The sequence below is a fragment of the Stenotrophomonas sp. CCNWLW162 genome, from assembly GCF_037203745.1.
GTDB classification, from domain to species: Bacteria; Pseudomonadota; Gammaproteobacteria; order Xanthomonadales; family Xanthomonadaceae; genus Stenotrophomonas; species Stenotrophomonas maltophilia_AQ.
Genome location: NZ_JBBCBL010000004.1, coordinates 1 through 21,754 on the forward strand (window position 1 = coordinate 1; position 21,754 = coordinate 21,754).

The 21,754-nt window shown below is 67.0% G+C and carries 20 protein-coding genes; 12 read left to right on the plus strand and 8 right to left on the minus strand.

Features of this window, described 5'->3' with window-relative positions:
• Positions 1-239: 239 nt before the first annotated feature.
• Positions 240-1,067, minus strand: a complete 828-nt coding sequence (locus tag V9K93_RS12160; RefSeq protein WP_136639849.1) for an inositol monophosphatase family protein — start codon at positions 1,065-1,067, stop codon at positions 240-242.
• A gap of 120 nt (positions 1,068-1,187) precedes the next feature.
• Here V9K93_RS12160 and V9K93_RS12165 point away from each other — a divergent pair, with 120 nt between their 5' ends.
• The 3 genes from V9K93_RS12165 (at position 1,188) to V9K93_RS12175 (ending at position 5,060) form a co-directional block, all read left to right on the plus strand.
• Positions 1,188-1,958: an RNA methyltransferase gene (locus V9K93_RS12165; protein WP_136639850.1), complete on the plus strand. Its 771-nt coding sequence runs from the start codon at positions 1,188-1,190 to the stop codon at positions 1,956-1,958.
• A gap of 76 nt (positions 1,959-2,034) precedes the next feature.
• The gene (locus tag V9K93_RS12170; protein WP_426355553.1) at positions 2,035-2,937 is read left to right on the plus strand and encodes a phosphate/phosphite/phosphonate ABC transporter substrate-binding protein; all 903 of its coding nucleotides are present in this window, start codon (positions 2,035-2,037) and stop codon (positions 2,935-2,937) included.
• Positions 2,934-5,060 carry a putative bifunctional diguanylate cyclase/phosphodiesterase gene (locus V9K93_RS12175; RefSeq protein WP_046988143.1) on the plus strand — a complete coding sequence of 709 codons (2,127 nt, stop codon included), beginning with the start codon at positions 2,934-2,936 and terminating at the stop codon, positions 5,058-5,060. The genes V9K93_RS12170 and V9K93_RS12175 overlap by 4 nt, the downstream gene beginning before the upstream one ends.
• A gap of 60 nt (positions 5,061-5,120) precedes the next feature.
• Here the strand turns inward: V9K93_RS12175 and epmB are convergent, their stop codons facing one another.
• Entirely contained in the window at positions 5,121-6,161 is a 1,041-nt protein-coding gene (gene epmB / locus V9K93_RS12180; protein WP_337302629.1) for an EF-P beta-lysylation protein EpmB, read from the minus strand.
• A 97-nt stretch (positions 6,162-6,258) separates the two neighbouring features.
• Between epmB and efp the strand changes: the two genes are divergently transcribed.
• From efp to V9K93_RS12205, 5 genes are all read left to right on the plus strand, one after another.
• Positions 6,259-6,825 carry an elongation factor P gene (gene efp, locus V9K93_RS12185; protein ID WP_046988145.1) on the plus strand — a complete coding sequence of 189 codons (567 nt, stop codon included), beginning with the start codon at positions 6,259-6,261 and terminating at the stop codon, positions 6,823-6,825.
• Between the two features lie 218 nt (positions 6,826-7,043).
• Entirely contained in the window at positions 7,044-8,387 is a 1,344-nt protein-coding gene (locus V9K93_RS12190; RefSeq protein ID WP_337302630.1) for a TRZ/ATZ family hydrolase, read from the plus strand.
• Between the two features lie 25 nt (positions 8,388-8,412).
• The gene (gene ubiG, locus V9K93_RS12195; RefSeq protein WP_337302631.1) at positions 8,413-9,129 is read left to right on the plus strand and encodes a bifunctional 2-polyprenyl-6-hydroxyphenol methylase/3-demethylubiquinol 3-O-methyltransferase UbiG; all 717 of its coding nucleotides are present in this window, start codon (positions 8,413-8,415) and stop codon (positions 9,127-9,129) included.
• Positions 9,126-9,821 (plus strand): phosphoglycolate phosphatase, encoded by a 696-nt coding sequence (locus tag V9K93_RS12200; protein ID WP_295377079.1) that lies wholly within the window; start codon positions 9,126-9,128, stop codon positions 9,819-9,821. The genes ubiG and V9K93_RS12200 overlap by 4 nt, the downstream gene beginning before the upstream one ends.
• A gap of 11 nt (positions 9,822-9,832) precedes the next feature.
• On the plus strand, positions 9,833-10,537 hold the full coding sequence (locus V9K93_RS12205) for a squalene/phytoene synthase family protein (RefSeq protein WP_136639853.1): 705 nt from the start codon (positions 9,833-9,835) through the stop codon (positions 10,535-10,537).
• Between the two features lie 87 nt (positions 10,538-10,624).
• Here the strand turns inward: V9K93_RS12205 and V9K93_RS12210 are convergent, their stop codons facing one another.
• The 3 genes from V9K93_RS12210 to yidD are packed head-to-tail and all read right to left on the minus strand — an operon-like array spanning position 10,625 to position 13,072.
• Positions 10,625-11,470, minus strand: a complete 846-nt coding sequence (locus tag V9K93_RS12210) for a M23 family metallopeptidase (protein WP_046988150.1) — start codon at positions 11,468-11,470, stop codon at positions 10,625-10,627.
• The gene (locus V9K93_RS12215; protein ID WP_337302632.1) at positions 11,470-12,816 is read right to left on the minus strand and encodes a dihydroorotase; all 1,347 of its coding nucleotides are present in this window, start codon (positions 12,814-12,816) and stop codon (positions 11,470-11,472) included. Before V9K93_RS12215 ends, V9K93_RS12210 begins: the two co-directional genes overlap by 1 nt.
• A gap of 1 nt (position 12,817) precedes the next feature.
• Complete coding sequence (gene yidD / locus V9K93_RS12220; RefSeq protein WP_005414016.1) at positions 12,818-13,072, minus strand: membrane protein insertion efficiency factor YidD; 255 nt, start codon at positions 13,070-13,072, stop codon at positions 12,818-12,820.
• A 272-nt stretch (positions 13,073-13,344) separates the two neighbouring features.
• Between yidD and dksA the strand changes: the two genes are divergently transcribed.
• On the plus strand, positions 13,345-14,562 hold the full coding sequence (gene dksA, locus V9K93_RS12225; RefSeq protein ID WP_337302633.1) for an RNA polymerase-binding protein DksA: 1,218 nt from the start codon (positions 13,345-13,347) through the stop codon (positions 14,560-14,562).
• A gap of 640 nt (positions 14,563-15,202) precedes the next feature.
• Here dksA and V9K93_RS12230 read toward each other — a convergent pair.
• From V9K93_RS12230 to cysS, 3 genes are read right to left on the minus strand one after another with little or no spacing between them, the layout of a single operon-like run.
• The gene (locus tag V9K93_RS12230) at positions 15,203-16,450 is read right to left on the minus strand and encodes an MFS transporter (RefSeq protein WP_046986154.1); all 1,248 of its coding nucleotides are present in this window, start codon (positions 16,448-16,450) and stop codon (positions 15,203-15,205) included.
• The gene (locus V9K93_RS12235; protein ID WP_006378633.1) at positions 16,447-16,899 is read right to left on the minus strand and encodes a SufE family protein; all 453 of its coding nucleotides are present in this window, start codon (positions 16,897-16,899) and stop codon (positions 16,447-16,449) included. The genes V9K93_RS12230 and V9K93_RS12235 overlap by 4 nt, the downstream gene beginning before the upstream one ends.
• 56 nt (positions 16,900-16,955) lie before the next feature.
• A complete protein-coding gene (cysS, locus tag V9K93_RS12240; protein ID WP_337302634.1) occupies positions 16,956-18,332 on the minus strand; it encodes a cysteine--tRNA ligase in 1,377 nt (458 codons plus the stop codon).
• A gap of 188 nt (positions 18,333-18,520) precedes the next feature.
• On the opposite strand from cysS, the gene V9K93_RS12245 reads away from it, so the two are divergent.
• The 3 genes from V9K93_RS12245 (at position 18,521) to V9K93_RS12255 (ending at position 21,681) form a co-directional block, all read left to right on the plus strand.
• Entirely contained in the window at positions 18,521-19,090 is a 570-nt protein-coding gene (locus tag V9K93_RS12245; RefSeq protein ID WP_046986152.1) for a glycine zipper 2TM domain-containing protein, read from the plus strand.
• A 319-nt stretch (positions 19,091-19,409) separates the two neighbouring features.
• Positions 19,410-20,420: an N-acetylornithine carbamoyltransferase gene (locus V9K93_RS12250; protein ID WP_005410369.1), complete on the plus strand. Its 1,011-nt coding sequence runs from the start codon at positions 19,410-19,412 to the stop codon at positions 20,418-20,420.
• A gap of 67 nt (positions 20,421-20,487) precedes the next feature.
• Positions 20,488-21,681 (plus strand): argininosuccinate synthase, encoded by a 1,194-nt coding sequence (locus V9K93_RS12255; protein ID WP_337302635.1) that lies wholly within the window; start codon positions 20,488-20,490, stop codon positions 21,679-21,681.
• Positions 21,682-21,754: the final 73 nt, after the last annotated feature.

The following is a 21,754-nucleotide window of genomic DNA, read 5'->3' on the forward strand; positions in this document are numbered from 1 at the left end:
GGCGGCGTGTTTCTTTGGTTACTTTCTTGATGGCGCACATCCATGTGCGCCACCCTACGGGCCGGCTACGCCGTTCCACGCTGCTCCTGCAGCGCGGTGCACGAGCAAAGAAAGTGACACCCCTCCGCAGTCGCGGAAACGATCCGCGGGCATGGCCCGGCGCGACCAAATGCGTGGGCGCTCAAACGAAAACGGCACCTTCGCAGGTGCCGTTTCCATGAACCGCTCTACACGGAACCTCAGAACTTCGCGTCGAACTCCGCCGCGTAGCCGGTGTTCACCAGCACCTTCTGCAGCGATTCGGCCACCTTCAGGTTACCGGCCACGATCTGGTGGTTGTCCGGGCCGCGGTTGTCCATCCGGCCCAGGGTTGCGCCCTTGAAGTCGCAGACCTTGCCACCGGCCTCGCGGACCAGCAGCAGGCCAGCGGCGATGTCCCATGCCTTCACACCGGCTTCGAAGTAGGCATCAGCGCGGCCACAGGCCACGTAGGCCAGGTCCAGCGCGGCTGAACCGGTGCGGCGGATGTCCTCGGCCTGGACCAGCAGGGTGTCGACCGACTTCAGCTGGGCGCTGGCGCGGGCGCGCTCACGCGGGGCGAAGCCGGTGTGGATCATGGTGCCTTCCAGGTCCTTGCGGTCGGCAACGCGGATGCGGCGGTCGTTCAGCACGGCACCAGCGCCACGGCTGGCGGTGAACAGTTCATTGCGCAGCGGGTCGAAGATGACCGCATCGGTCGGCTCGCCGTTCTCGACCAGGGCGATCGACACGCAGTAGTGCGGCACGCCGCGCAGGTAATTGCTGGTGCCATCGAGCGGGTCGATGACCCACATCTGGCGACGCTCGCCCTGCACGCCACCTTCTTCGCCGAAGATGCCGTATTCGGGATAGGCGCGCTTGAGTTCCTTGACGATGACCTTTTCCGCGTCCGCGTCCACTTCGCTGGCGTAGTCCATCCGGCCCTTCTGCACCACGTTCAGCGCCTCGAGCTTGTTGATGTTGCGCAACAGGACGTTGCCGGCGAGGCGGGCGGCCTTGACCATGACGGTTACGGCGGGTTTCTGCATGGCGTGGGCTCCCGGAAAGGCAGAAGAGAAGGGCTGGCGGGGGAAAAGAGCGGGTCCGGCGCAGTGGCCGGCCGCACAGTTTACCATTGGTCTTCGTCCAGCTCGACATTTTCCCTGTTCATGTCCCAGTTTCCCGTCGCCACCCGCCTCCGATTCGTCCTGGTCGGTACCCAGCACCCCGGCAACATGGGCGCCGCCGCCCGTGCCCTGAAGACCATGGGCCTGGCCCGCCTGGTGCTGGTCGCGCCCGAAAAGCCATTGGACGAGGAGGCCTTCCGCCGCTCGGCCGGTGCCGAAGACGTACTCGGTGACGCCCCGGTGGTGGCCACCCTGGCCGAGGCCGTGGCCGACTGCCGCCTGGTGCTGGGCTGCACTGCCCGCGCGCGCCGCGTCCAGCTGGAGGAGTACCTGCCCGCCGAGGCCGCTGCCCGCGCCGTGACCAAGGCCGGCGAAGGTGCCGAGGTAGCGCTGGTGTTCGGCCGCGAGCGTACCGGGCTGACCAACGAAGAGCTGCAGCTGTGCCACGCGGCGGTGCACATCCCGTCCGATCCGGAGTTCAGCTCGCTCAACCTGGCGGCAGCCGTACAGGTGCTGGCCTATGAAACCCGCATGCAGCTGCTTGGCGCACAGCCGGTGGCTGAGCCGGGGACCGGCGTCCGCGAACAGGTCGCCAGCCATGAGCAGATGGAGAGCTTCTTCGCCCAGCTCGGCGACACCCTGGACGAGATCGATTTCCACAAGGGCCGCGCGCCGGAATCGGCGATGCGCAAGCTGCGCCGCCTGTTCCTGCGCAGCGAGCCGAGCGAGCAGGAAGTACGCCTGCTGCGCGGCATCCTCGCCGATACCCAGCGCATGGCGCGGCTGGCCCAGGCGGGCAACAAGGACAGCTGACGACGTTCTCATTTTTTCGGGTAGTCTGTCCGGATACCCAGGGGGGATGAAGCCTGTGTCAGGTCTTCGAAAGGCAATGCAGGGGGGACTGCTGAGCCTGGCCATGGTCCTGCTGGCCGGGACGGTGCGTGCAGCACCGGACCCGGTGCTGGTGCTGGGCCGGATCAGCGATGATCCCAAGGCCCACTACGAGCAGCTGCAGCCACTGCTGGACTATGTGGTGCCGCGCATGCACGACGTCGGGATCAAGGAGGGGAGGATCCTGATGGCGCGCGACCCCCAGCAGATGGCCAGCTACCTGCGGCGGGGACGGGTCGACTGGGTCACCGAAACATCGGGCACGGCCATGGCGCTGGGCCAGCGCAGTGGCGCTCGTCCGCTGCTGCTGACCGAGCGCAATGGCGTGCGTGAATACCAGACGGTGTTCTTCGTGCGCAGCGACAGCCCGATCCAGCGCGTGCAGGATCTGCGCGGCCATCGGTTGGCCCTGCAGAACACCGCGTCCACCAGTGCCTACCTGGTGCCGGTGATGACCCTGCTGCAGGACGGGCTGTCACCACAGATCCTTGCCGGGGTCTGGGATATGCCGGGCCGGGACAGCGTGGGCTATGTGTTCGTGCGCAGTGAGTTGAACATCGCCACCTACGTGCACAAGGGGATGGCCGATGTGGGAGCGGTGAGCAGCGTGGACTGGAACGACGAACGGCGGGTGCCGGCGGCGTTCCGTCGCGACTTCCGCGAACTGCTGCGCACCGAGCCGTACCCGCGTGCGGTGGAGATGGTGCGCGCCGACCTCGATCCGAGGGTGCGTGACCGCCTGCAGCAGGTACTGCTGGAGGCGGCCAGCGATCCGCGGGCGCAGGGGGCGTTGCATCGGTTTTTTGGCACTTCCGGTTTCCACCGCGTCGATGCGCATGCGCAGCAGCGGCTGGATGAATTGAAACAAGGATTGACGCGCGTGCGGATGGAAGTGGAATGAAGTGGCTCGGCTCGGGAATGCAGGCCCGGTTCCTGCTTGCGATGGGCGGGGCGATGATCGTGGTCGTGGCGATCCTGGCGGTACTGCTGGGGCGGCAGACGGCGATGCAGAGCGAGGTGCGCAACCTCAGTGGCAGTGTCATCCATGAACTGTTCGATCGCGGCGTGCGCAGCCGTGGCGAGGCGATGGCGCGCGAGTTGTCCGATGCGCTGGCCAACCCGCTGTACTACCGCGATCTGGACCAGATCGGTGCGCTGGTGCGCAATACTGCCCGCCAGCAGGTGGTGCGCTACGTGCTGGTGTTCGATGACCATGGCCGGCTGGTGCATGACGGTACGGTCGAGGTTGCCGGTTTCGGGCAGCCCATGGCCGACCCGCTGGCGCCCGGAGCAGTGGCCGCGCGGGCCCTGGTGGTGCAGGAATCGCCGAAGGTGCTCGACAACGCGATGCCGATCATGGTCGGCAACCAGCGCATCGGTGGCGTCCGCGTCGGCATGGCGCTGGACGAGGTGCAGCAGCGCGAGCAGGCTGCCAACGCCACGCTCGGAGAGCGCCTGCAGCAGGTCGGCAGCCGCCACCTGGGCTGGCTGCTGCTGATGCTGGGGCTGCTGGTGGTGATCGGCGTGGTGGTGATCCTCTACGTGCAGCGCACCCTGGTGGCGCCGATCCGTGACCTGGCCGCGGCGGCACGCCGTATCGAAGCCGGGGACTACCAGGCGCCGCTGGCGGAGAACAGCCGCGATGACGAGGTTGGTGAGCTGGTACGCGGCTTCGCCAGCATGCGGGATGCGATCGCCCGCCATGATCGCGAAGTGCGGCGCATGGCCTATACCGATGCGTTGACCGGGCTGACCAACCGGCTGGCGTTCCGCGAGGCGCTGGATCACCGGTTGATGGCTGCGCGCGCTTCCAACCATAGGCTGGGCCTGCTGTTTGCCGACATTGACGACTTCAAGCGGGTCAACGATACCCTTGGCCACGAGGCAGGCGACGAGGCGTTGCTGCAGTTCGCACAGCGCATCGGCCGCGCAGTGACCGAAGCCGGTGGCGATGAGGCGCTGCTGGCGCGGTTCGGTGGCGACGAGTTCGTGATCCTGGTCGGCGACGGTGACGTGGCTGCCAATGCGCGATTGCTGGCCGAAGTGCTGGTGCGCGAGCTGGGCAAGCCGCTGGTGGTGCAGGGCAGGGAATTGTTCCTCGGAACCTCGATCGGCGTGACCCTGTTCCCCGACGACGCGGCCGATGCGACCACGCTGCTGAAGAACGGCGACATCGCCATGTACCAGGCGAAGATGGCCGGCAAGAACTGCTATCGCTACTACAGCCGCGCGATGGACCATGCAGTCGAGCGCCGCGTGCACATGGAGCAGGAGCTGCGCGGTGCCTGGGAGCGCGGCGAGCTGCGCCTGGCCTACCAGCCGATCTTCCGCATGCGCGACCGCCGCATGGTAGGTGTCGAAGTACTGCTGCGCTGGCAGCACCCGACCCTGGGTACGATCCCGCCGTCGGTGTTCATCGAAGTGGCCGAGCAGAGCGGGTTGATCGAGATCATCGGCCCGAAGGTGCTGCGCGCGGCCTGCATGGAAGCCTCGCAGTGGCCGCGCGGAGCGGGCGGCGATGACCTGTTCGTATCGGTCAATGTATCGCCTCGGCAGCTACGCGGCGGTGAGTTGCCGGCACTGGTGGCGCAGTGCCTGCATGAGTCCGGGCTGCCGGCCTCGCGCCTGCACCTGGAGCTGACCGAGACCGCGGTGATCGGTGATGAGATGGTGGCCGCGCAACTGCTGGACAAGCTGCACCGCACCGGTGTGAAGGTCTGGCTGGATGATTTCGGCACCGGCTTCTCCGGCCTCAGCCATCTGCGCCAGGTGCCGGTGGATGGGGTAAAGATCGACAAGAGTTTCGTCGCCGACATGCAGCGCGACCCCGACGACCTTGCTCTGACCACGGCGATCATCGCCATGGCCCATGCGCTGGGCATCACGGTGGTGGCCGAGGGCATCGAGCAGCAGGCGCAATTCGAACTGCTGGCCCAGCGTGGCTGCGACCTCGGCCAGGGTTACTGGCTGAGCCACCCGGTGACCGCCACCGAAGTGGTACGGATGATCGAGTCGGGCCTGTAGCCGTTGTCTTGGGGTCAGATCCCTTTTCCGCGGGAAAAGGGATCTGACCCCGGCCCCGTGTTATAGCGGGCGCTTGCTAGGGTCGCCGGGCAGTTCGCGCACCAGCTTCGGGATCAGGTAACCGGACAGGCGCGCGGTCAGGCCGGCGATCAACGCCTTGGCCTGGATGTCGTCCACTTCGAAGTGGGCCACGCCCTCAACCCGATCCAACTGATGCAGGTAATAGGGCAGCACGCCGGCGGCGAAGCTGCGTTCGCTCAGGTCCTGCAGCGCCTGCACGCTGTCGTTGACCCCGCGCAGCAGCACCGCCTGGTTCAGCAGCTGCGCACCGATGCCGCGCAGGCGCGCCATCGCGGTGTCCACGCTGGCATCGAATTCATTGGCATGGTTGGCATGGACCACGATCGCCAGCGGCCAGGGCAGCCCACCCAGCCAGGCCAGCAGCTCCTCGTCCACCCGCTCCGGCAGCACGATCGGCAGCCGCGTGTGGATGCGCAGCCGACGGATGTGCGGGATCTGGCGCATCGCGTCGGTCAGCTCGGCCAGCTTGTGCGTGGCCAGCGACAGCGGGTCGCCGCCGGACAGGATCACCTCGTCGATGTCCGGGTCGGCCGCGATGGCCGCCACCGCCTCCTGCCAGCCGCCCTTGGCGGCATTCTCCGCGCCATAGTCGAAGTGCCGGCGGAAGCAGTAGCGGCAGTTGATCGCACAGCTGCCGGTGGCCACCAGCAGGGCACGGCCGCGGTACTTCTGGATGACGCCGGTGGCCTTCTTTGCCGCGCCGTCGCCCACCGCGTCGAAGCTGAACCCGGGCGCCGGACGCATTTCCTCGTCGATCGGCAGCACCTGGCGCAGCAATGGGTCGGCCGCATCGCCCTTGCGCATGCGGGCCACGAAGCCCTCCGGCACGCGCAGCGCGAACTGGGCCATGGCTTCGTCCGAGACACCCAACGCGGCCGGGTCCAGCTGCAGCCGGGCCAGCAGGGCGTGCGGGTCGCGCAGCGCCTGGCGCCAGAGCTGCTGCCAGCGTGCGGGCGCGCCTGGCGACGGGGTCCGGGGGAAGGCGGAAAGCTGCATGGACAGGGGGCCTGCGGTTATCATGGACACATAAACAGTTGCCCGCCGGGGTTCCGGTGGGCTTTCCATTCTATCCGGCTCGCCGCACGCGCGGCGGTTTCGCCATTTGAGGAGCTTGAGCATGGCCACTGCGGGCATGAACGATGTCAAGAACGGGATGAAGATCCTGGTCAACAATGAACCGGCCGTCATCTCCGAGACCGAGTTCATCAAGCCGGGCAAGGGCCAGGCCTTCACCCGCGTGCGCTATCGCTTCATCAAGTCGGGCCGCACGGTCGAAATGACCATGAAGGCGACCGATGACGTGGAAGTGGCCGATGTGGTCGATACCAACATGGACTACATGTACAGCGACGGTGAGTACTGGCACTTCATGGACCCGGAAACCTTCGAGCAGGTCCAGGCCGACAAGTCCGGCATGGGCGGCGCTGAGAAGTGGCTGAAGGGCGAAGAGTCCTGCATCGTGACCCTGTTCAACGGCTCGCCGATCTTCGTGCAGCCGCCGAACTTCGTCGAACTGAAGATCACCGAGACCGATCCGGGCGTCCGTGGCGACACCTCCGGCGGTGGCGGCAAGCCGGCCACGCTGGAAACCGGTGCAGTGGTCCGCGTGCCGCTGTTCGTCAACCAGGATGAAATCATCAAGGTCGACACCCGCTCGGGCGAGTACTCCTCGCGCGTCAAGTAATCCGGGTACGCGCTGGCGCATTCGCGCTGGCGCTCCCACGATCCGCGATGCGGATCGTGGGCCCCACTTACCAGCACCCACACCCCGCCGCTTCGCGGCCGCCCCTGACTCAGGGGCTCGTCCTCCAGAAGCTCAGCGGTAGCCGTTCGGCCGGAGATCAGTCGCCCGGCAGACCCAAGGCCGCCAATGGTCCCTCCTCCCCCAGCCAGTGAGCCCGCATGAGCGATAGCCCGCACCTCCCCGAAGCCTGCGACCTGCTCATCGAAGCCGGTTATGTCGTTCCGATCGAGCCGCATGCGGTGGTGCTGGAAGACCATGCCGTGGCCATCCGTGGCAGCGAGATCGTGGCCATCCTGCCGCGTGCCGAAGCCCGTGCGCGTTTCCGCGCCACCCAGGTGGTGAGCCGCCCCGAGGCCGCGCTGATGCCGGGCCTGGTCAACGCGCACACGCACAACCCGATGACCCTGCTGCGCGGCGTCGCCGACGACCTGCCGCTGATGACCTGGCTGCAGCAGCACATCTGGCCGGTGGAAGCGGCGGTGATCGGCCCCGAATTCGTTGCCGACGGCACCACCCTTGCCATCGCCGAGATGCTGCGTGGCGGCACCACCTGCGCCAACGAGAACTATTTCTTCGGTGACGTGCAGGCTGCGATCTACAAGAAGCACGGTTTCCGCGCGCTGGTCGGCGCGGTCATCATCGATTTCCCCACCGCCTGGGCCAGGACCGACGATGAGTACTTCGCCAAGGCCGGTGAACTGCATGACCAGTGGCGCACCGATCCGCTGATCGGCACCGCATTCGCGCCGCATGCGCCGTACACGGTCAACGATGCCAATTTCGAGCGGGTGCGGATGCTGTCCGACCAGCTGGACATGCAGGTGCATCTGCATACCCATGAAACCGCGCAGGAAATCACCGATTCGATCAAGCTGCACGGCCAGCGTCCGCTGGCGCGGCTGGATCGCCTCGGCCTGGTCAACGACCGCCTGATCGCGGTGCACATGACCCAGCTGACCGAGGCCGAGATCCACCTGTGCGCCGAGCGCGGCGTCAGCGTGGTGCATTGCCCGGAATCGAACCTGAAGCTGGCCTCTGGTTTCTGCCCGGCCTGCGCCCTGCAGCGCGCAGGCGTGAACCTGGCCATCGGCACCGACGGCTGCGCCAGCAACAACGACCTGGACATGTTCAGCGAGAACCGCACCGCGGCGATCCTGGCCAAGGCCGTGGCCGACGATGCCACCGCGCTGGACGCGGCGACCACACTGCGCGCGTCCACGCTCGGTGGCGCCCGTGCGCTGGGCTTCGGCGACCGCATCGGTTCGATCGAAGTCGGCAAGCAGGCCGACCTGGTCTGCGTTGATCTGTCCGCGCTGGAAACCCAGCCGCTGCACAACGTGCTGTCGCAGCTGGTGTACGCCACCGGCCGCCAGCAGGTCAGCGACGTCTGGATTGCCGGCAAGCCGAAGCTGGTGCAGCGCGAGCTGGTCGGCATGGACCTGCCGGGCATCATCGCCAACGCGCGCCAGTGGCGCGAGCGCATCCGTCATATCCGCGCCTGAACCCCGGCGCCGCAAGGACTCCCTCATGACTGCCCCCCACGCATCCTCCAATTTCGATCAGGCCGAGCTGGACAAGTTCGCCGCACTGGCCAACCGCTGGTGGGACGCTGACGGCCCGCAGAAGCCGTTGCATGCGCTGAACCCGGTACGCCTGCAGTACGTGGCCGACCGCGTGCCGCTGCGCGGCGCACGCGTGCTCGACATCGGTTGTGGTGGTGGTCTGTTGAGTGAAGCACTGGCCCAGGCCGGTGCCGAGGTCACCGCCATCGACCTGGCCCCGGAACTGGTAAAGGTCGCGCGGCTGCACGCGCTGGAAAGCGGTGCCACGGTCGATTACCGGGTACAGGCCGCCGAGGACCTGGCCGCCGAGCAGCCGGGCAGCTTCGACGTGGTCACCTGCATGGAAATGCTCGAGCACGTGCCGGACCCGGGCGCGATCATCGAGGCCTGCATGCGCCTGCTGAAGCCGGGCGGTCACCTGTTCCTGTCGACCATCAACCGCACCGCTGCAGCTTTTGCCGTGGCGATCGTTGGTGCCGAGTACGTGGCGCGGCTGCTGCCCAAGGGCACCCATCACTACCAGGAATTCATCAAGCCGGCCGAGCTGGCGCGCTGGCTGCGCGAGGCTGACCTTCAGCTGGCCGACGTCAGCGGCATGGCCTACGAGCCTTGGCGCAACCGCGCGCGGCTGAGCAGCCGTACCGACATCAACTACCTGGCCCACGCGGTCAAGGCTGCATGACCACCGTGCAGTTCCCGCGCGCGGTGCTGTTCGACCTGGACGGCACCCTGCTGGACAGCGCACCGGACTTCGTCGCCACACTTGATGCGATGCTGGCCGAGCGTGGTCGCCCGCCGGTCGATCCGGTGCTGCTGCGGCCGGTAGTGTCCAAGGGCTCGCGCGCGATGGTGTCGGTGGCCTTCCCTGAGCTGGAAGCCATTGAACGCGATGCTCTGATCCCCGAGTTCCTGCAGTGCTACGAAGCGCTGATCGGCCAGCACGCAGTGCTGTTCGACGGCGTGGCCGGCATGCTCGCCGCGCTGGATGAGGCCGGTACGGTGTGGGGCATTGTCACCAACAAACCCGAGTACCTGGCGCGGCTGATCCTGCCGCAGTACGGCTGGCAGCAGCGCTGTGCGGTGCTGGTCGGCGGTGACAGCCTGGCGGAGCGCAAGCCGCACCCGCTGCCGTTGCTGCACGCCGCGCAGGCCATCGGCATCGCCGCCGAAGACTGCGTGTACGTGGGTGACGACGAGCGCGACATCATCGCCGCGCGTGCTGCGGCCATGCCGTCGGTGGCGGCGTTGTGGGGTTACCGCCTGCACAGCGATGATCCGCTGGCCTGGCAGGCCGACGTGCTGGTCGAGAACGCCGAACTTCTGCAACTGGCCAGCCTCTGGCCGACCCGGCCGGCAGCCCCGGCCCAGCCGTAAGGAATCACGTAGTGAGCAGTACCGCGCTGGACAGTTTCCTCGACAAGTGGCGCAGCCGTTGGCCGGAATGGTCGGTGGCCGCCCCGTTCGTGGCCGAACCGCAACGCGATATCGCAGTGGCGTGGTTTGCGCTGCTGCAGGAATTCGACGACATGCTCAACACCAGCGGCGACCCGCTGCCGGCCGACGCCAAGCTGGCGTGGTGGGGCGAGGAGCTGCGCAGCTGGGCCGCGCATCGTTCGCGCCATCCGCTGGGCCGTCTGCTGGAGCCGGTGCGTGCGCCGTGGGCACAACTGGCCGAAGCACTTCCGGATCTGGTTGAAGCGCGTACCGTCGCGCTGGATGCGGCTGGTGCCGAGCGTGCGCTGGCCAACTACGCCGAGGCCGTAGCCGCCGTGGAAGCGGCGCTTTTTGCCGACAAGCCGCGCACCGGCGCAGGCCGTGCGGTGCTGCTGCAGACCCTGGCCCAGCGCCTGCAGGACGCCGGCGTGGCTGGTGTGCCGCGCAGCCTGCTGGACGAGGATTCCAGCACCGCCGCGCAGCGCTGGGCACAGCATCTGTTGAAGGGGTGGGGCAGCCGGGTGCCCGGCCCGCGCCCGCGCCGCGTGTGGTCCAGCCTGGCGCGTGCCCGCGTCGCCGCGCAGGCCGCAGGCAAGCCGGTTGAAGCGACGCCGGTGCGCACCCTGCTGCGCGTGTGGTGGGCCGCGCGCGGCTGACTGCTTAGGTGGGTGCGGACTTTGGTCCGCACGCTGTATGAGATTGTGCCGACCAAGGTCGGCACCCACCAAAGTGCATTGCGCGCGTTACTTGCGTTCCAGCACCAGCAGCGGGTCGATACGGGTATCGAACCAGTTCATGCCCCAGTGCAGGTGCGGGCCGGTGGCGCGGCCGGTGGCGCCGACGGCGGCGATCACCTGGCCCTGTTCCACACGGTCACCGACCTTCACGTCGATGCGTGACAGGTGCAGGAAGTTGGAGCTGACCCCGAAACCGTGGTCGAGCAGCAGCGTGCCGCCGGTCAGGTACAGGTCCGGGCCGGCGAAGGTGACGATGCCGGCAGCCGGTGCTTTCACCGGAGTGCCGGTCGGCACCGCGATGTCCATGCCGGAATGCCCGGCACCGGGTTGGCCGTTGTATACGCGCGCATTGCCGAAGCGGCCGCTGATGCGGCCCTGCACCGGCCAGATGAAGGTCTGGGTGAAGTCAGTGCGGTCGTCATCACGGGCGCGTGCAGCCGTCACCTGCGCCTGCTCGCGCTTGATCCGCTCGGCGATGGCCGGTGGTGGATTGACCGTCTTCGGCGGCACGCCGTTGACACGTTCGGTGGGCCAGTCGCGCGGTGTCACCGTGATGGTTGCGGTCTCGCTGCCACCATCGGGGCGTTGCACCTGCACGCGCAGTGGACCCTTCTCGTCACGGCCGATGCCGAACACCACGCTGCCATAGCCGCTCACCCGCAACTGGCGGCCGGCGTATTGCACGCGGCTGCCGGCGGGTACCTTGCCGATCACCAGCGCGCCCTGCGACGCGCTGGCCGGGAACACCACGCGGCTGTCGATCAGGCTGCCGATGCCATCCTGTGCCTGCGCCGAAGGTGCGGAAAACAAGGGCGCCGCCAGCAGCGCCCCGATCAGGAGAACGGAGCGCATCAGCGGTCGTAGGTCATGCGCTGGCCGGCGGGTTCGCCCACCAGCTTGCTGCCATCCCACACCAGCTGGCCGTTGACCCAGGTGGAGGCGATGCGCGAACGGAAGGTGGTGCCTTCAAACGGCGACCAGCCGCACTTGGACAGCACGTCCTCGCGCTTGACGGTGAACGGCACGTCTTCGACCAGGACCAGATCGGCGAAGTAGCCTTCGCGCAGGAAGCCGCGCTCTTCCACGTCGAACAGCTGCGCCGGGGCGTGGGCGAACTTCTGCACCACCTGCTCGCGGGTCAGCTTGCCTTCGTGCACGCGTTCCAGTGCGGCCACCAGCGCGTACTGCACCAGCGGCAGGCCCGACGGCGCCTGCGCGTAGGGCTTCTGCTTCTCTTCCCAGGTGTGCGGCGCGTGGTCGGTGGCCAGCACGTCCAGCACGTCATCGGCCAGCGCGGCAGTGATCGCCTCGCGGTCGGACACGTCCTTGATCGCCGGGTTGCACTTGATCAGGTTGCCCTTGGTCGCATAGTCCGGACGCGCGAAGTGCAGGAAGTGCACGCAGGTCTCGGCGGTGATCTGCTTGCGGCTGCCGTCGGCGCGGATCAGCGGGCCTTTCTCGAACAGCGCCAGCTCGTCGGCGGTGGAGATGTGCAGCACATGCAGGCGGGTGCCGTGCTTGCGTGCCAGCGACATCGCCAGGCGGGTCGACTTGATGCAGGCCTCGCGCGAGCGGATGTCCGGGTGCATGTCCGGGGTCAGCGCGTCGCCGTATTTCTCCTGGAACGCCTTCAGGTTGGCATCGATCATCGGCGTGTCTTCGCAGTGCGTGATGATCGGGGTCGGGCATTCGCGGAAGATCGCGTCCAGCGTTTCCGGGTTGTCCACCAGCATGTTGCCGGTGGAGGCGCCCATGAACACCTTCACGCCCGGTGCCTTCTTCGGGTCCAGTGCGCGGATCGCCTCCAGGTTGTCATTGCTGGCGCCATGGTAGAAGCCGTAGTTGGCCCAGGCGCGGCCGCGCGCGAGCTCGTATTTGGCTTCGAGGATGGTCGAATCCAGCGTCGGCGGATTGGTATTGGGCATGTCCATGAAGCTGGTCAGGCCACCGGCCACGGCCGCCGCCGATTCGCTCGCGATGTCGCCCTTGTGGGTCAGGCCCGGCTCGCGGAAGTGCACCTGATCGTCGATCATGCCGGGCAGCAGCCAGCGCCCGGCCGCGTCCACCACCTGCTCGCCGTCGCGCGGCGCCAGCCCGGAACCGATCTGCGCGATGCGGCCGTTCTCGATGCGCAGGTCGCCGTCGAAGGTGCGGCCTTCGTTGACCATGCGGGCGTTGGTGATGAGCGTGGAGGACATGTCAGTGTTTTCCTGTGCAACGGCAAGAGGGGGCGTTGGGAGATTCGGGCACTGGGTCGAAGCCGCCTGGGTGGAACGGATGGCAGCGGCCCAGCCGTCGCGCCGCCAGCCAGCTGCCGCGCAGCGGGCCATGGCGCGAGATCGCTTCCATCGCGTATTCAGAGCAACTGGGTACGAAACGGCAGCGCGGCCCAAGCAGGGGGCTGATGAAGCGCTTGTAGAAGCGCAGCAGGGCGATGAGCAGGCGCGAGATCACCCAGTCATCTTATGCCAGTTGGCATGAAGGCCGCATTTGTGCAGGATGGGCCGTTGGTCGCATGTCGCCAATGGCCTGCGACCGCTCGCGGCACCCTCCAGGTGCCGGACAGGTTCCGTACCGCGCAGGGCGGTCCGTGTTGGTCGGACCGCACCTTGGGCCCGTTGTCTCCTGGACTGAATGGAGTGGGCCACCGAGGTTGCTGCTGCGGGTCGGGTAGGCTATAAAGGCCCGCTTTCCCGGGCCCCGGGGAATCCAAGGAAGAGCGTTTCGTGGCTGCTAAAAAAACTGCAAAGAAGGCCGTAACGGCCGCCAAGAAAACCGCCAAGCCTGTTGTGAAGAAGTTGGCGGCAAAGCCCGTTGCCAAGAAACCGGCCAGCAAGCCGGTGACCAAGGCAGCGTCCTCGCAACCGGCGGCCAGGAAGGCCACCGCAAAGAAAGCGCCGGTGAAGGCAACCAAGCCGGTGGCGAAGAAGGCCGCTGCGCCTGCCAAGGCCAAGCCTGCCGCTGCCGGCAGGAAGGCGCCGGTGGTGAAGAAAGCCGTCAGCAAGGCTGCACCGGTGAAGAAGGCCGCCGCCAAGCCGGTGGCGAAGAAGGCAGCAGCCAAGCCAGCGCCGAAGGCGGTGGTGAAGAAGGCTGCGGCCAAGCCGATCGCCAAGCCTGTAGCGAAGAAAGTCGCTGCGGCCAAGCCTGCTGCTGTAAAGAAAGTTGCCAAGAATGTCGCCGCGCCGGCCGTAAAGCCGACCCCGGCCCCCGTTGTGAAGTCCGCACCGAAGCCAGCTGCGAAGCCGGCTCCGGCCAAGTCTGTCCCGGCCAAGACCGCGGCAGTGGCAGCAGCCCAACCGGCTCCCAAGCCGGCCCCGGCCGCCGCTCCTGCAGCATCGACCGCCCCGCAATCCAAGAATCCCGTGCCCGTTTCGAAATCGCCTGCCAAAACCGCCGTGAAATCCGATTCCGCCCCGAAGACCGTGCCGCGTCCTGTCGGCAAGGTCGCCGTGGCCGTCGCCGCCCGCTCGGCCGCGCCGGCCCCGCGCAGCAAGTACAAGGTGGTCGAATACAAGACCGATGAGGCCACTGGCCGCCCGATCCTGCCGGCTGGCTACAAGCCGTCCTCGGAAGAGGAATACATGAGCCCGCTGCAGCAGGAATACTTCCGCCAGCGCCTGCAGAACTGGCGTGCGGACCTGGTGGAAGAGTCCAAGCAGACCATCGAGAACCTGCGCGAGGAAGTGCGTGACATCGGCGACGAAGCCGAGCGTGCGACCCGCGAGACCGAGAACTCGCTGGAACTGCGTACCCGTGACCGCTACCGCAAGCTGATCGGCAAGATCGACAGCACCCTGAAGCGCCTGGAAGCGGGCGACTACGGTTACTGCGTGGACACCGGTGAAGAAATCGGCCTGGAGCGCCTGGAAGCGCGCCTCACCGCCGAGCGCACCATCGACGCCCAGGAGCGTTGGGAGCACCTGCAGAAGCAGCAGGGCGACTGATTCCCGGTCGTTGTATGGTCATGCGAAAAACCCGGCCTCGGCCGGGTTTTTTGTTGGGTGGTGGTTGGCTGGGTAGAACGGCGCCTTCCGGGTATCGGGGGGGGGCTGCGGGTGGGTCCGGGCAGGACACGCTGCAAGTACATCCCTGTAAGCTCGGCCGCGGCATCCATGCCGCGGACGGTCCTGCCCGGACCCACCCGCAGGCTCTCGACGGTTTCCTGCGTGCGCGGTTGCTGTAAAGCCGAGCCCATGCCCGGCTCTGGCCGAAGCCGGAGGGAAAGGAAGAGCAAAAGCAAAAGCAAAAGCAAAAGCAAAAGCAGCCAAGCATGGCTTGGCTCTACCAGAAGCGGTCATGCGTGCGCTCGCGGCTGTTGGGTCCGCCTTGTAGCGAGCCAAGCACCGCAGGGGAATCAGGGGCGAAGAGGCGCGGGTGTCTGAGCGAAGCGAGTTCCGCGCCGTCCCCTGATTCGCCGAGGAGCGCAGGGCACCGGCGCGCAGCGCCGGCTCGCGGATGGCGGCGCGTTTCTTTTGGTTACTTTTCTTTTCGCGCGAAAAGAAAAGCGACACCCCACCGCGGTCGCGGAAAGAGCCCGCCGGGCATGGCCCGGCGCTACGGGCGCGTGGGCGCGCGGAAATCCACTTATTGCAGGTCGCGAAGATTCAATTTCCGCAGCGTCGGGTTCTTCCACGCCGTGATCCCGGCCACACTCAGCACCGCGAAGCCGCCCAGCACTACCGCCGGTACCAGCCCCAGCAGTTTGGCCATCGTGCCGGCATAGAACGCGCCGAGCTCGTTGGAGGAACTGATGAAAATGCCGTTGATCGACGACACCCGTCCGCGCATCTCTTCCGGCGTGGCCAGCTGGAGGATGGTCGATCGGATCACCACCGAGACGCCGTCGAAGGCCCCGTAGAATAACAGGATCAGCGCCGACAGCCAGAAGTGCTGCGACAGCCCGAAGCTGATCACGCACAGGCCGAAGCCGGCCACCGCGAACAGCAGGACGCGCCCGGCATTGCGGTGCAGCGGGTGGCGCGCCAGCCACAGGCCGACACACACAGAACCCAGCGCCGGCATCGCGCGCAGGATGCCAAGGCCTTCCGGACCGTGGTGCAGGATCTCGTGCAGGAACGCCGGCAGCATCGCCACCACGCCACCCAGCAGCACCGAGAACATGTCCAGCGCCATCGCCCCGACCATGATCCGGTTGCCGACCACGAAGCGTGCACCTTCGGCGATGCTCTTGAAGATCGGCGCAGCCGGGCCGGAATGCACGGGCTCTTCCACCTTCAGCGTGGCCAGGCAGCCCATCGCGACTGCCGCGAACACGGTGGCCACCGCATAGGACAGGCCCTTGCCAGCGAAGCCGACCAGTACGCCACCCAGTGCCGGGCCGGCGATCATGCCCGCCTGGAACACCACCGCACCGAGGCCGGCGCCACGGGCGAACTGGTCACGGGCCAGTACGCGGGCGAACAGGGCGTTGTAGATCGGCGACAGGAAGGCACGCACCATGCCGGTCAGCGCAATGGCGGCGTAGATCGGCCACACACCGTCAACCGGCAGCCATCCCATCGCCACGCTGGTCAGCACCAGCGCGGTGGCGATCAGCCCGGAACAGGCGACCATGCCCAGCCGGCGGCGCGGCAGGTGGTCGACCAGGTAGCCGGCGAACGGCGCCACGCAGAAGAACGGCAACACCTCGGCCAGGCCGATCAGGCCCAGCGAGAATGGATTGCGGGTGACTTCGTAGATATGCCAGCCGACGGTGACCGCGACCACCTGGTAGGACAGCATTGCGAAGATGCGGTAGGCCAGCAGCCTGGCGAAACCGGGTCGGGACAGCAGGCCCAGGGCGGTGTCTTCGGCTGTGGCAGGCTCGCTCACGAGGGCTCGCGCTGCAGCTGGGCCTGCGCGGTCTCGCGGATGAAGGCCAGCATCGCCGCCACGCCGTTGCTGCGGGTGGGCGACAGATGGCGGGCCAGGCCGATGTCCTGGATGTAGCTGGGCTCGGTGTCGAGGATCTCCTGCGCCGAGCGCCCGGAGTACACGCGCAGTGCCAGGAAGATCAGGCCGGAGACGATGGCCGAATCACTGATGGCGTGGAAGCGCAGCGACTGCGTGTTGCCTTCCGGCACGATCCAGACCATCGACTGGCAGCCGAGCAGGCGGTGCTCTTCGGTTTTCCATTCTTCCGGAAACACCGGCAGCTTGCGGCCGAGGTCGATCAGGTACTGGTAGCGCTCGGACCAGTCACCGAAGAAGCCGAATTCCTCGGCGATGGCGGCCTGGGCCTCGGCGGCGGTGGGTTCAAGCGGGAACGGGGAGTCGGTCACAGCGGTCTCTACAGTGGGGGCGTGGCCGGCGCACCGGCCACGGGGCAGGGCACAGGTCAGCCGCGCTTGCGCGACCAGCGCACGCCCTGCGGGGTGTCTTCCAGCACGATGCCTTCGGTGGCCAGCTGGTCGCGGATGGCATCGGAACGGGCGAAGTCGCGCGCCTGCTTGGCGGCGGCGCGCGCGTCGATCAGGCCCTGGATGCGGGCGTCGTCGCCATCATCGCCGGCGGCGGTGCCGAACCACTGCGCCGGGTCGGCCTGCAGCAGGCCCAGCGCCAGGCCGGCGCCGCGCAGTTCGCCCTTCAGGCGCGCTTGCTCGGCAGGGTCAGTTGCGCGACGCGCGTCGGCAGCGATGCGGGCCACTTCGGCCAGCGCCTGCGGGGTGTTCAGATCGTCGTCCAGCGTGGCCTCGATCGAAGCCGGGATCAGCGTGGTCGCCTCGATCGCGGCCAGCTCGCGCAGGGTGCCATACAGGCGGTCCAGGGTGCGCACCGACTGCTCGATCAGCGCGTCGGACCAGTCCAGCGGCTGCCGGTAATGGGCCGACAGCAGCGCCAGGCGCAGCGCTTCCGGCGGGTGCTGGCGTACCAGGTCATGCACGCGCTCGATGTTGCCCAGCGACTTGCTCATCTTGGCGCCGCCGAAGTTGAGCATGCCGTTGTGCAGCCAGAAGCGGGCGAAGATCCTGCCTCCGTGCGCGCATTCGCTCTGCGCCAGTTCGTTCTCGTGGTGCGGGAACTGCAGGTCGACGCCACCGGCATGGATGTCGATGGTCTCGCCCAGATGAGCGGCGGCCATTGCCGAGCATTCGATGTGCCAGCCCGGACGGCCACGGCCCCACGGCGATTCCCAGCCGGGCAGGTCGTCGCTGGACGGCTTCCACAGCACGAAATCACCCGGGTCGCGCTTGTACGGGGCAACATCGACGCGGGCACCGGCCAGCATTTCCTCCGGATCGCGGCGCGAGAGCTTGCCATAGCCCTCGAAGCTGCTGACCGCGAACAGCACGTGGCCCTCGGCCGGGTAAGCGTGGCCACTGGCGATCAGCTGCCCGATCATGGTGATGATCTGCGGGATGTGCGCGGTCACTTCCGGCTCGATGTCCGGCGGTGCCACGCCCAGCGCGGCCATGTCTTCACGGTAGGCGGCGGCGAAACGGTCGGTGATGGTGCTGATCGGCACCCCCTGTTCGCGCGCGGCGTTGTTGATCTTGTCGTCCACGTCGGTGATGTTGCGCGCGTAGCGCAGGCTGCCGAAGCGCCGCCGCAGCAGGTCGGCCAATACCCCGAACACCACCGGGCCACGGGCGTTGCCGATGTGCACGTAGTTGTAGACCGTCGGGCCGCACACATACAGGGTCGGACAGGCCGGGTCGAGCGGGGTGAACGGTTCGAGCTGGCGAGTCAGGTTGTTGTGCAGGCGCAGGGTCATGGGGCTGTGTCTGGGGGACAAGCCTGTGATTTTAGAACGTGTCGGGGCGCTTTGGGGCGACGCGCTGCCACCGGTGGACCTGAAGCCCACCCATGGTGGGGTGGGCAGGAGCGGCGCGGACGGGTAATGTTCAGCCCCTTGCGGTCACCACTGCCTACACTATTGCCGTGTCCCTGCACTCCTCGCCAATGAAAACCACCGCGTTGCTGACCCTGGCCTGCCTGTCGGCGCTGCCTGCCGTGGTCCTGGCCCAGGAGGCCGAGCCCCGCAACCGGGTGGTGATCGTAGAGAACGTGAAGTTCGACTACGCCCAGGTACTGAACGTCGAGCCGGTATTCCAGACCCTGCGCGCGACCCGCACCGAGGAGCATTGCGAGCCGATCTCGACCCGCACCCTGGCCCCGGTCAACGTCACCGGTGAGGAGCCGGTCGAGGACAAGGGCCGGATCAGCCGCTTCTGGGACTCGGTGCGCTCGATGTTCAAGCGCAGCGATGAAGAGGGGGCCGAGGAGACCGCCGCCGAGACGCCCGCGCCGGCCCCGGCGCCGGCCAACAACGGGCCGATGCTGACCCGTGACTGCCGCATCGTGCCGGTCGGGCGTGAATTCCGCCGGCCGATCGCCTATGACGTGGACTACGTCTACAAGGGCACCAAGTACCGCTCGCGGCTGCCGGAAGACCCCGGCAACCGGCTCAAGGTCCGGGTCTCGATCACCCCATGGGTCGGTCCCGAACAGAACACTGCCAGCAATCCCTGATTCCGCGACCCACGCCCCTTGCGCCGGTCCCGGCCGCATGCAAAGATGCCCGGCCATGAAGCTCACCGACTTCCAGCACGACAGCAGCGCAGCCCGACAGGCGTCGGGCATGACCTCGCGTGCGCGTCGACCGGAACCCCACATCCTCGCTGGGTAACCGGAGCTTTTTGCTGTTCGTCCGAAAAAAACCCAGCCCACCGGCTGGGTTTTTTCGTTTCCGCGTCATGAAAGCTGCAACTGCAACCTTTTCGTACCACCTTTGGTTCCTGGTTTCCCTTCCACCGCGTCGACCTTCGGCGCCGCCACGCAAGGAAAGATGATGTCCCCCAAGCACTTCCTGAACACCCAGGACTGGAGCCGCAGCGATCTCGACGCGCTGCTGACCCAGGCCGCGCTGTTCAAGCGCAACAAGCTCGGCGACCAGCTCAAGGGCAAGTCGATCGCGCTGGTGTTCTTCAACCCGTCCATGCGCACCCGCACCAGCTTCGAACTGGGCGCGTTCCAGCTCGGCGCCCACGCCGTGGTGCTGCAGCCGGGCAAGGATGCGTGGCCGATCGAGTTCAACCTCGGCACGGTGATGGACGGTGATACCGAAGAGCACATCGCCGAAGTGGCCAAGGTGCTGGGCCGTTACTGCGACATCATCGCCGTGCGTGCGTTCCCCAAGTTCATCGACTGGGCCTACGACCGCCAGGACATCGTCCTCAACAGCTTCGCAAAGTATTCGCCGGTGCCGGTCATCAACATGGAGACCATCACCCACCCGTGCCAGGAACTGGCCCACGTGATGGCCCTGCAGGAGCACTTCGGCACCCAGGACCTGCGCGGCAAGAAGTACGTGCTGACCTGGACCTACCACCCCAAGCCGCTGAACACCGCGGTGGCGAACTCGGCGCTGACCATCGCCACCCGCATGGGCATGGACGTGACCCTGCTGTGCCCGACCGCCGACTACATCCTCGACGACCGCTACATGGGCTGGGCCGAGCAGAACGTGGCCGAGAGCGGCGGTTCTCTGAAGATCAGCCATGACATCGACAGCGCCTACGCCGGTGCCGACGTGGTCTACGCCAAGAGCTGGGGCGCGCTGCCGTTCTTCGGCAACTGGGAACCGGAAAAGCCGATCCGCGACCAGTTCAAGCACTTCATCGTGGACGAGCGGAAGATGGCGCTGACCAACAACGGTGTGTTCAGCCACTGCCTGCCGTTGCGCCGCAACGTCAAGGCCACCGATGCGGTGATGGATTCGCCGCAGTGCATCGCCATCAACGAAGCCGAGAACCGACTGCACGTGCAGAAGGCGATCATGGCGGCCGTTGCCGGGCGCTGATTCCCAAGCATTGAAACAATCCGCCGGGCATGGCCCGGCGCTACCCACCTGATTGGACATTACCCCCATGAGCAACAAAGACGTCGTTCTCGCCTTCTCCGGCGGCCTGGATACCAGCTTCTGCGTGCCGTATCTGCAGGAGCGCGGCTACAACGTGCACACCGTGTTCGCCGATACCGGCGGCGTGGATGATGAAGAGCGCGATTTCATCGAGAAGCGCGCCGCCGAGCTGGGCGTGGCCAGTCACCAGACCGTCAACGGTGGCCCGGCCATCTGGGAAGGCTTCGTCAAGCCGTTCGTGTGGGCCGGCGAAGGCTACCAGGGCCAGTACCCGCTGCTGGTGTCCGACCGCTACCTGATCGTCGATGCCGCGCTCAAGCGCGCTGCCGAACTGGGCACCAACATCATCGCCCACGGCTGCACCGGCATGGGCAACGACCAGGTCCGTTTCGACCTGGCCGTGAAGGCCTTGGGTGACTACCAGATCATCGCGCCGATCCGCGAGATCCAGAAGGAACACACCCAGACCCGCGCCTACGAGCAGAAGTACCTGGAAGAGCGCGGCTTCGGCGTGCGCGCCAAGCAGCAGGCCTACACCATCAACGAGAACCTGCTGGGCCTGACCATGTCCGGCGGCGAGATCGACCGTTGGGAAGCCCCGGGCGAGGGCGCGCGTGGCTGGTGCGCACCGCGCAGCGAGTGGCCGGAACAGGCGTTGACCGTGACCCTGAAGTTCGTCGAGGGCGAAGCCGTCGAACTGAACGGCAAGGCGATGGCGGGTGACCAGATCCTGGCCCAGCTCAACAAGCTGTTCGCCCCGTACGGCGTTGGCCGTGGCGTGTACACCGGCGACACCGTGATCGGCCTGAAGGGCCGCATCGTGTTCGAGGCCCCGGGCCTGGTTTCGCTGCTGGCCGCACACCGCGCGCTGGAAGATGCGGTGCTGACCAAGCAGCAGAACCGCTTCAAGCCGGACGTGGCGCGCAAATGGGTGGAGCTGGTGTACGAAGGCTTCTACCACGACCCGCTGAAGACCGACATCGAAGCCTTCCTGAAGTCCTCGCAGGCCAAGGTCAACGGCGAAGTGGTGCTGGAAACCCGTGGTGGCCGCGTCGATGCGGTAGCGGTGAAGTCGCCGCACCTGCTCAACACCAAGGGCGCCACCTATGCGCAGTCGGCCGACTGGGGCGTGGAGGAAGCCGAAGGTTTCATCAAGCTGTTCGGCATGAGCTCGACGCTGTACGCGCAAGTCAATCGCTGAGCGATTGAATTGCATGCGCGTCTCCCGCGCATTCCACCTAATCCCCGCGCCGTTGGCGCGCCCCCTTGAGCAT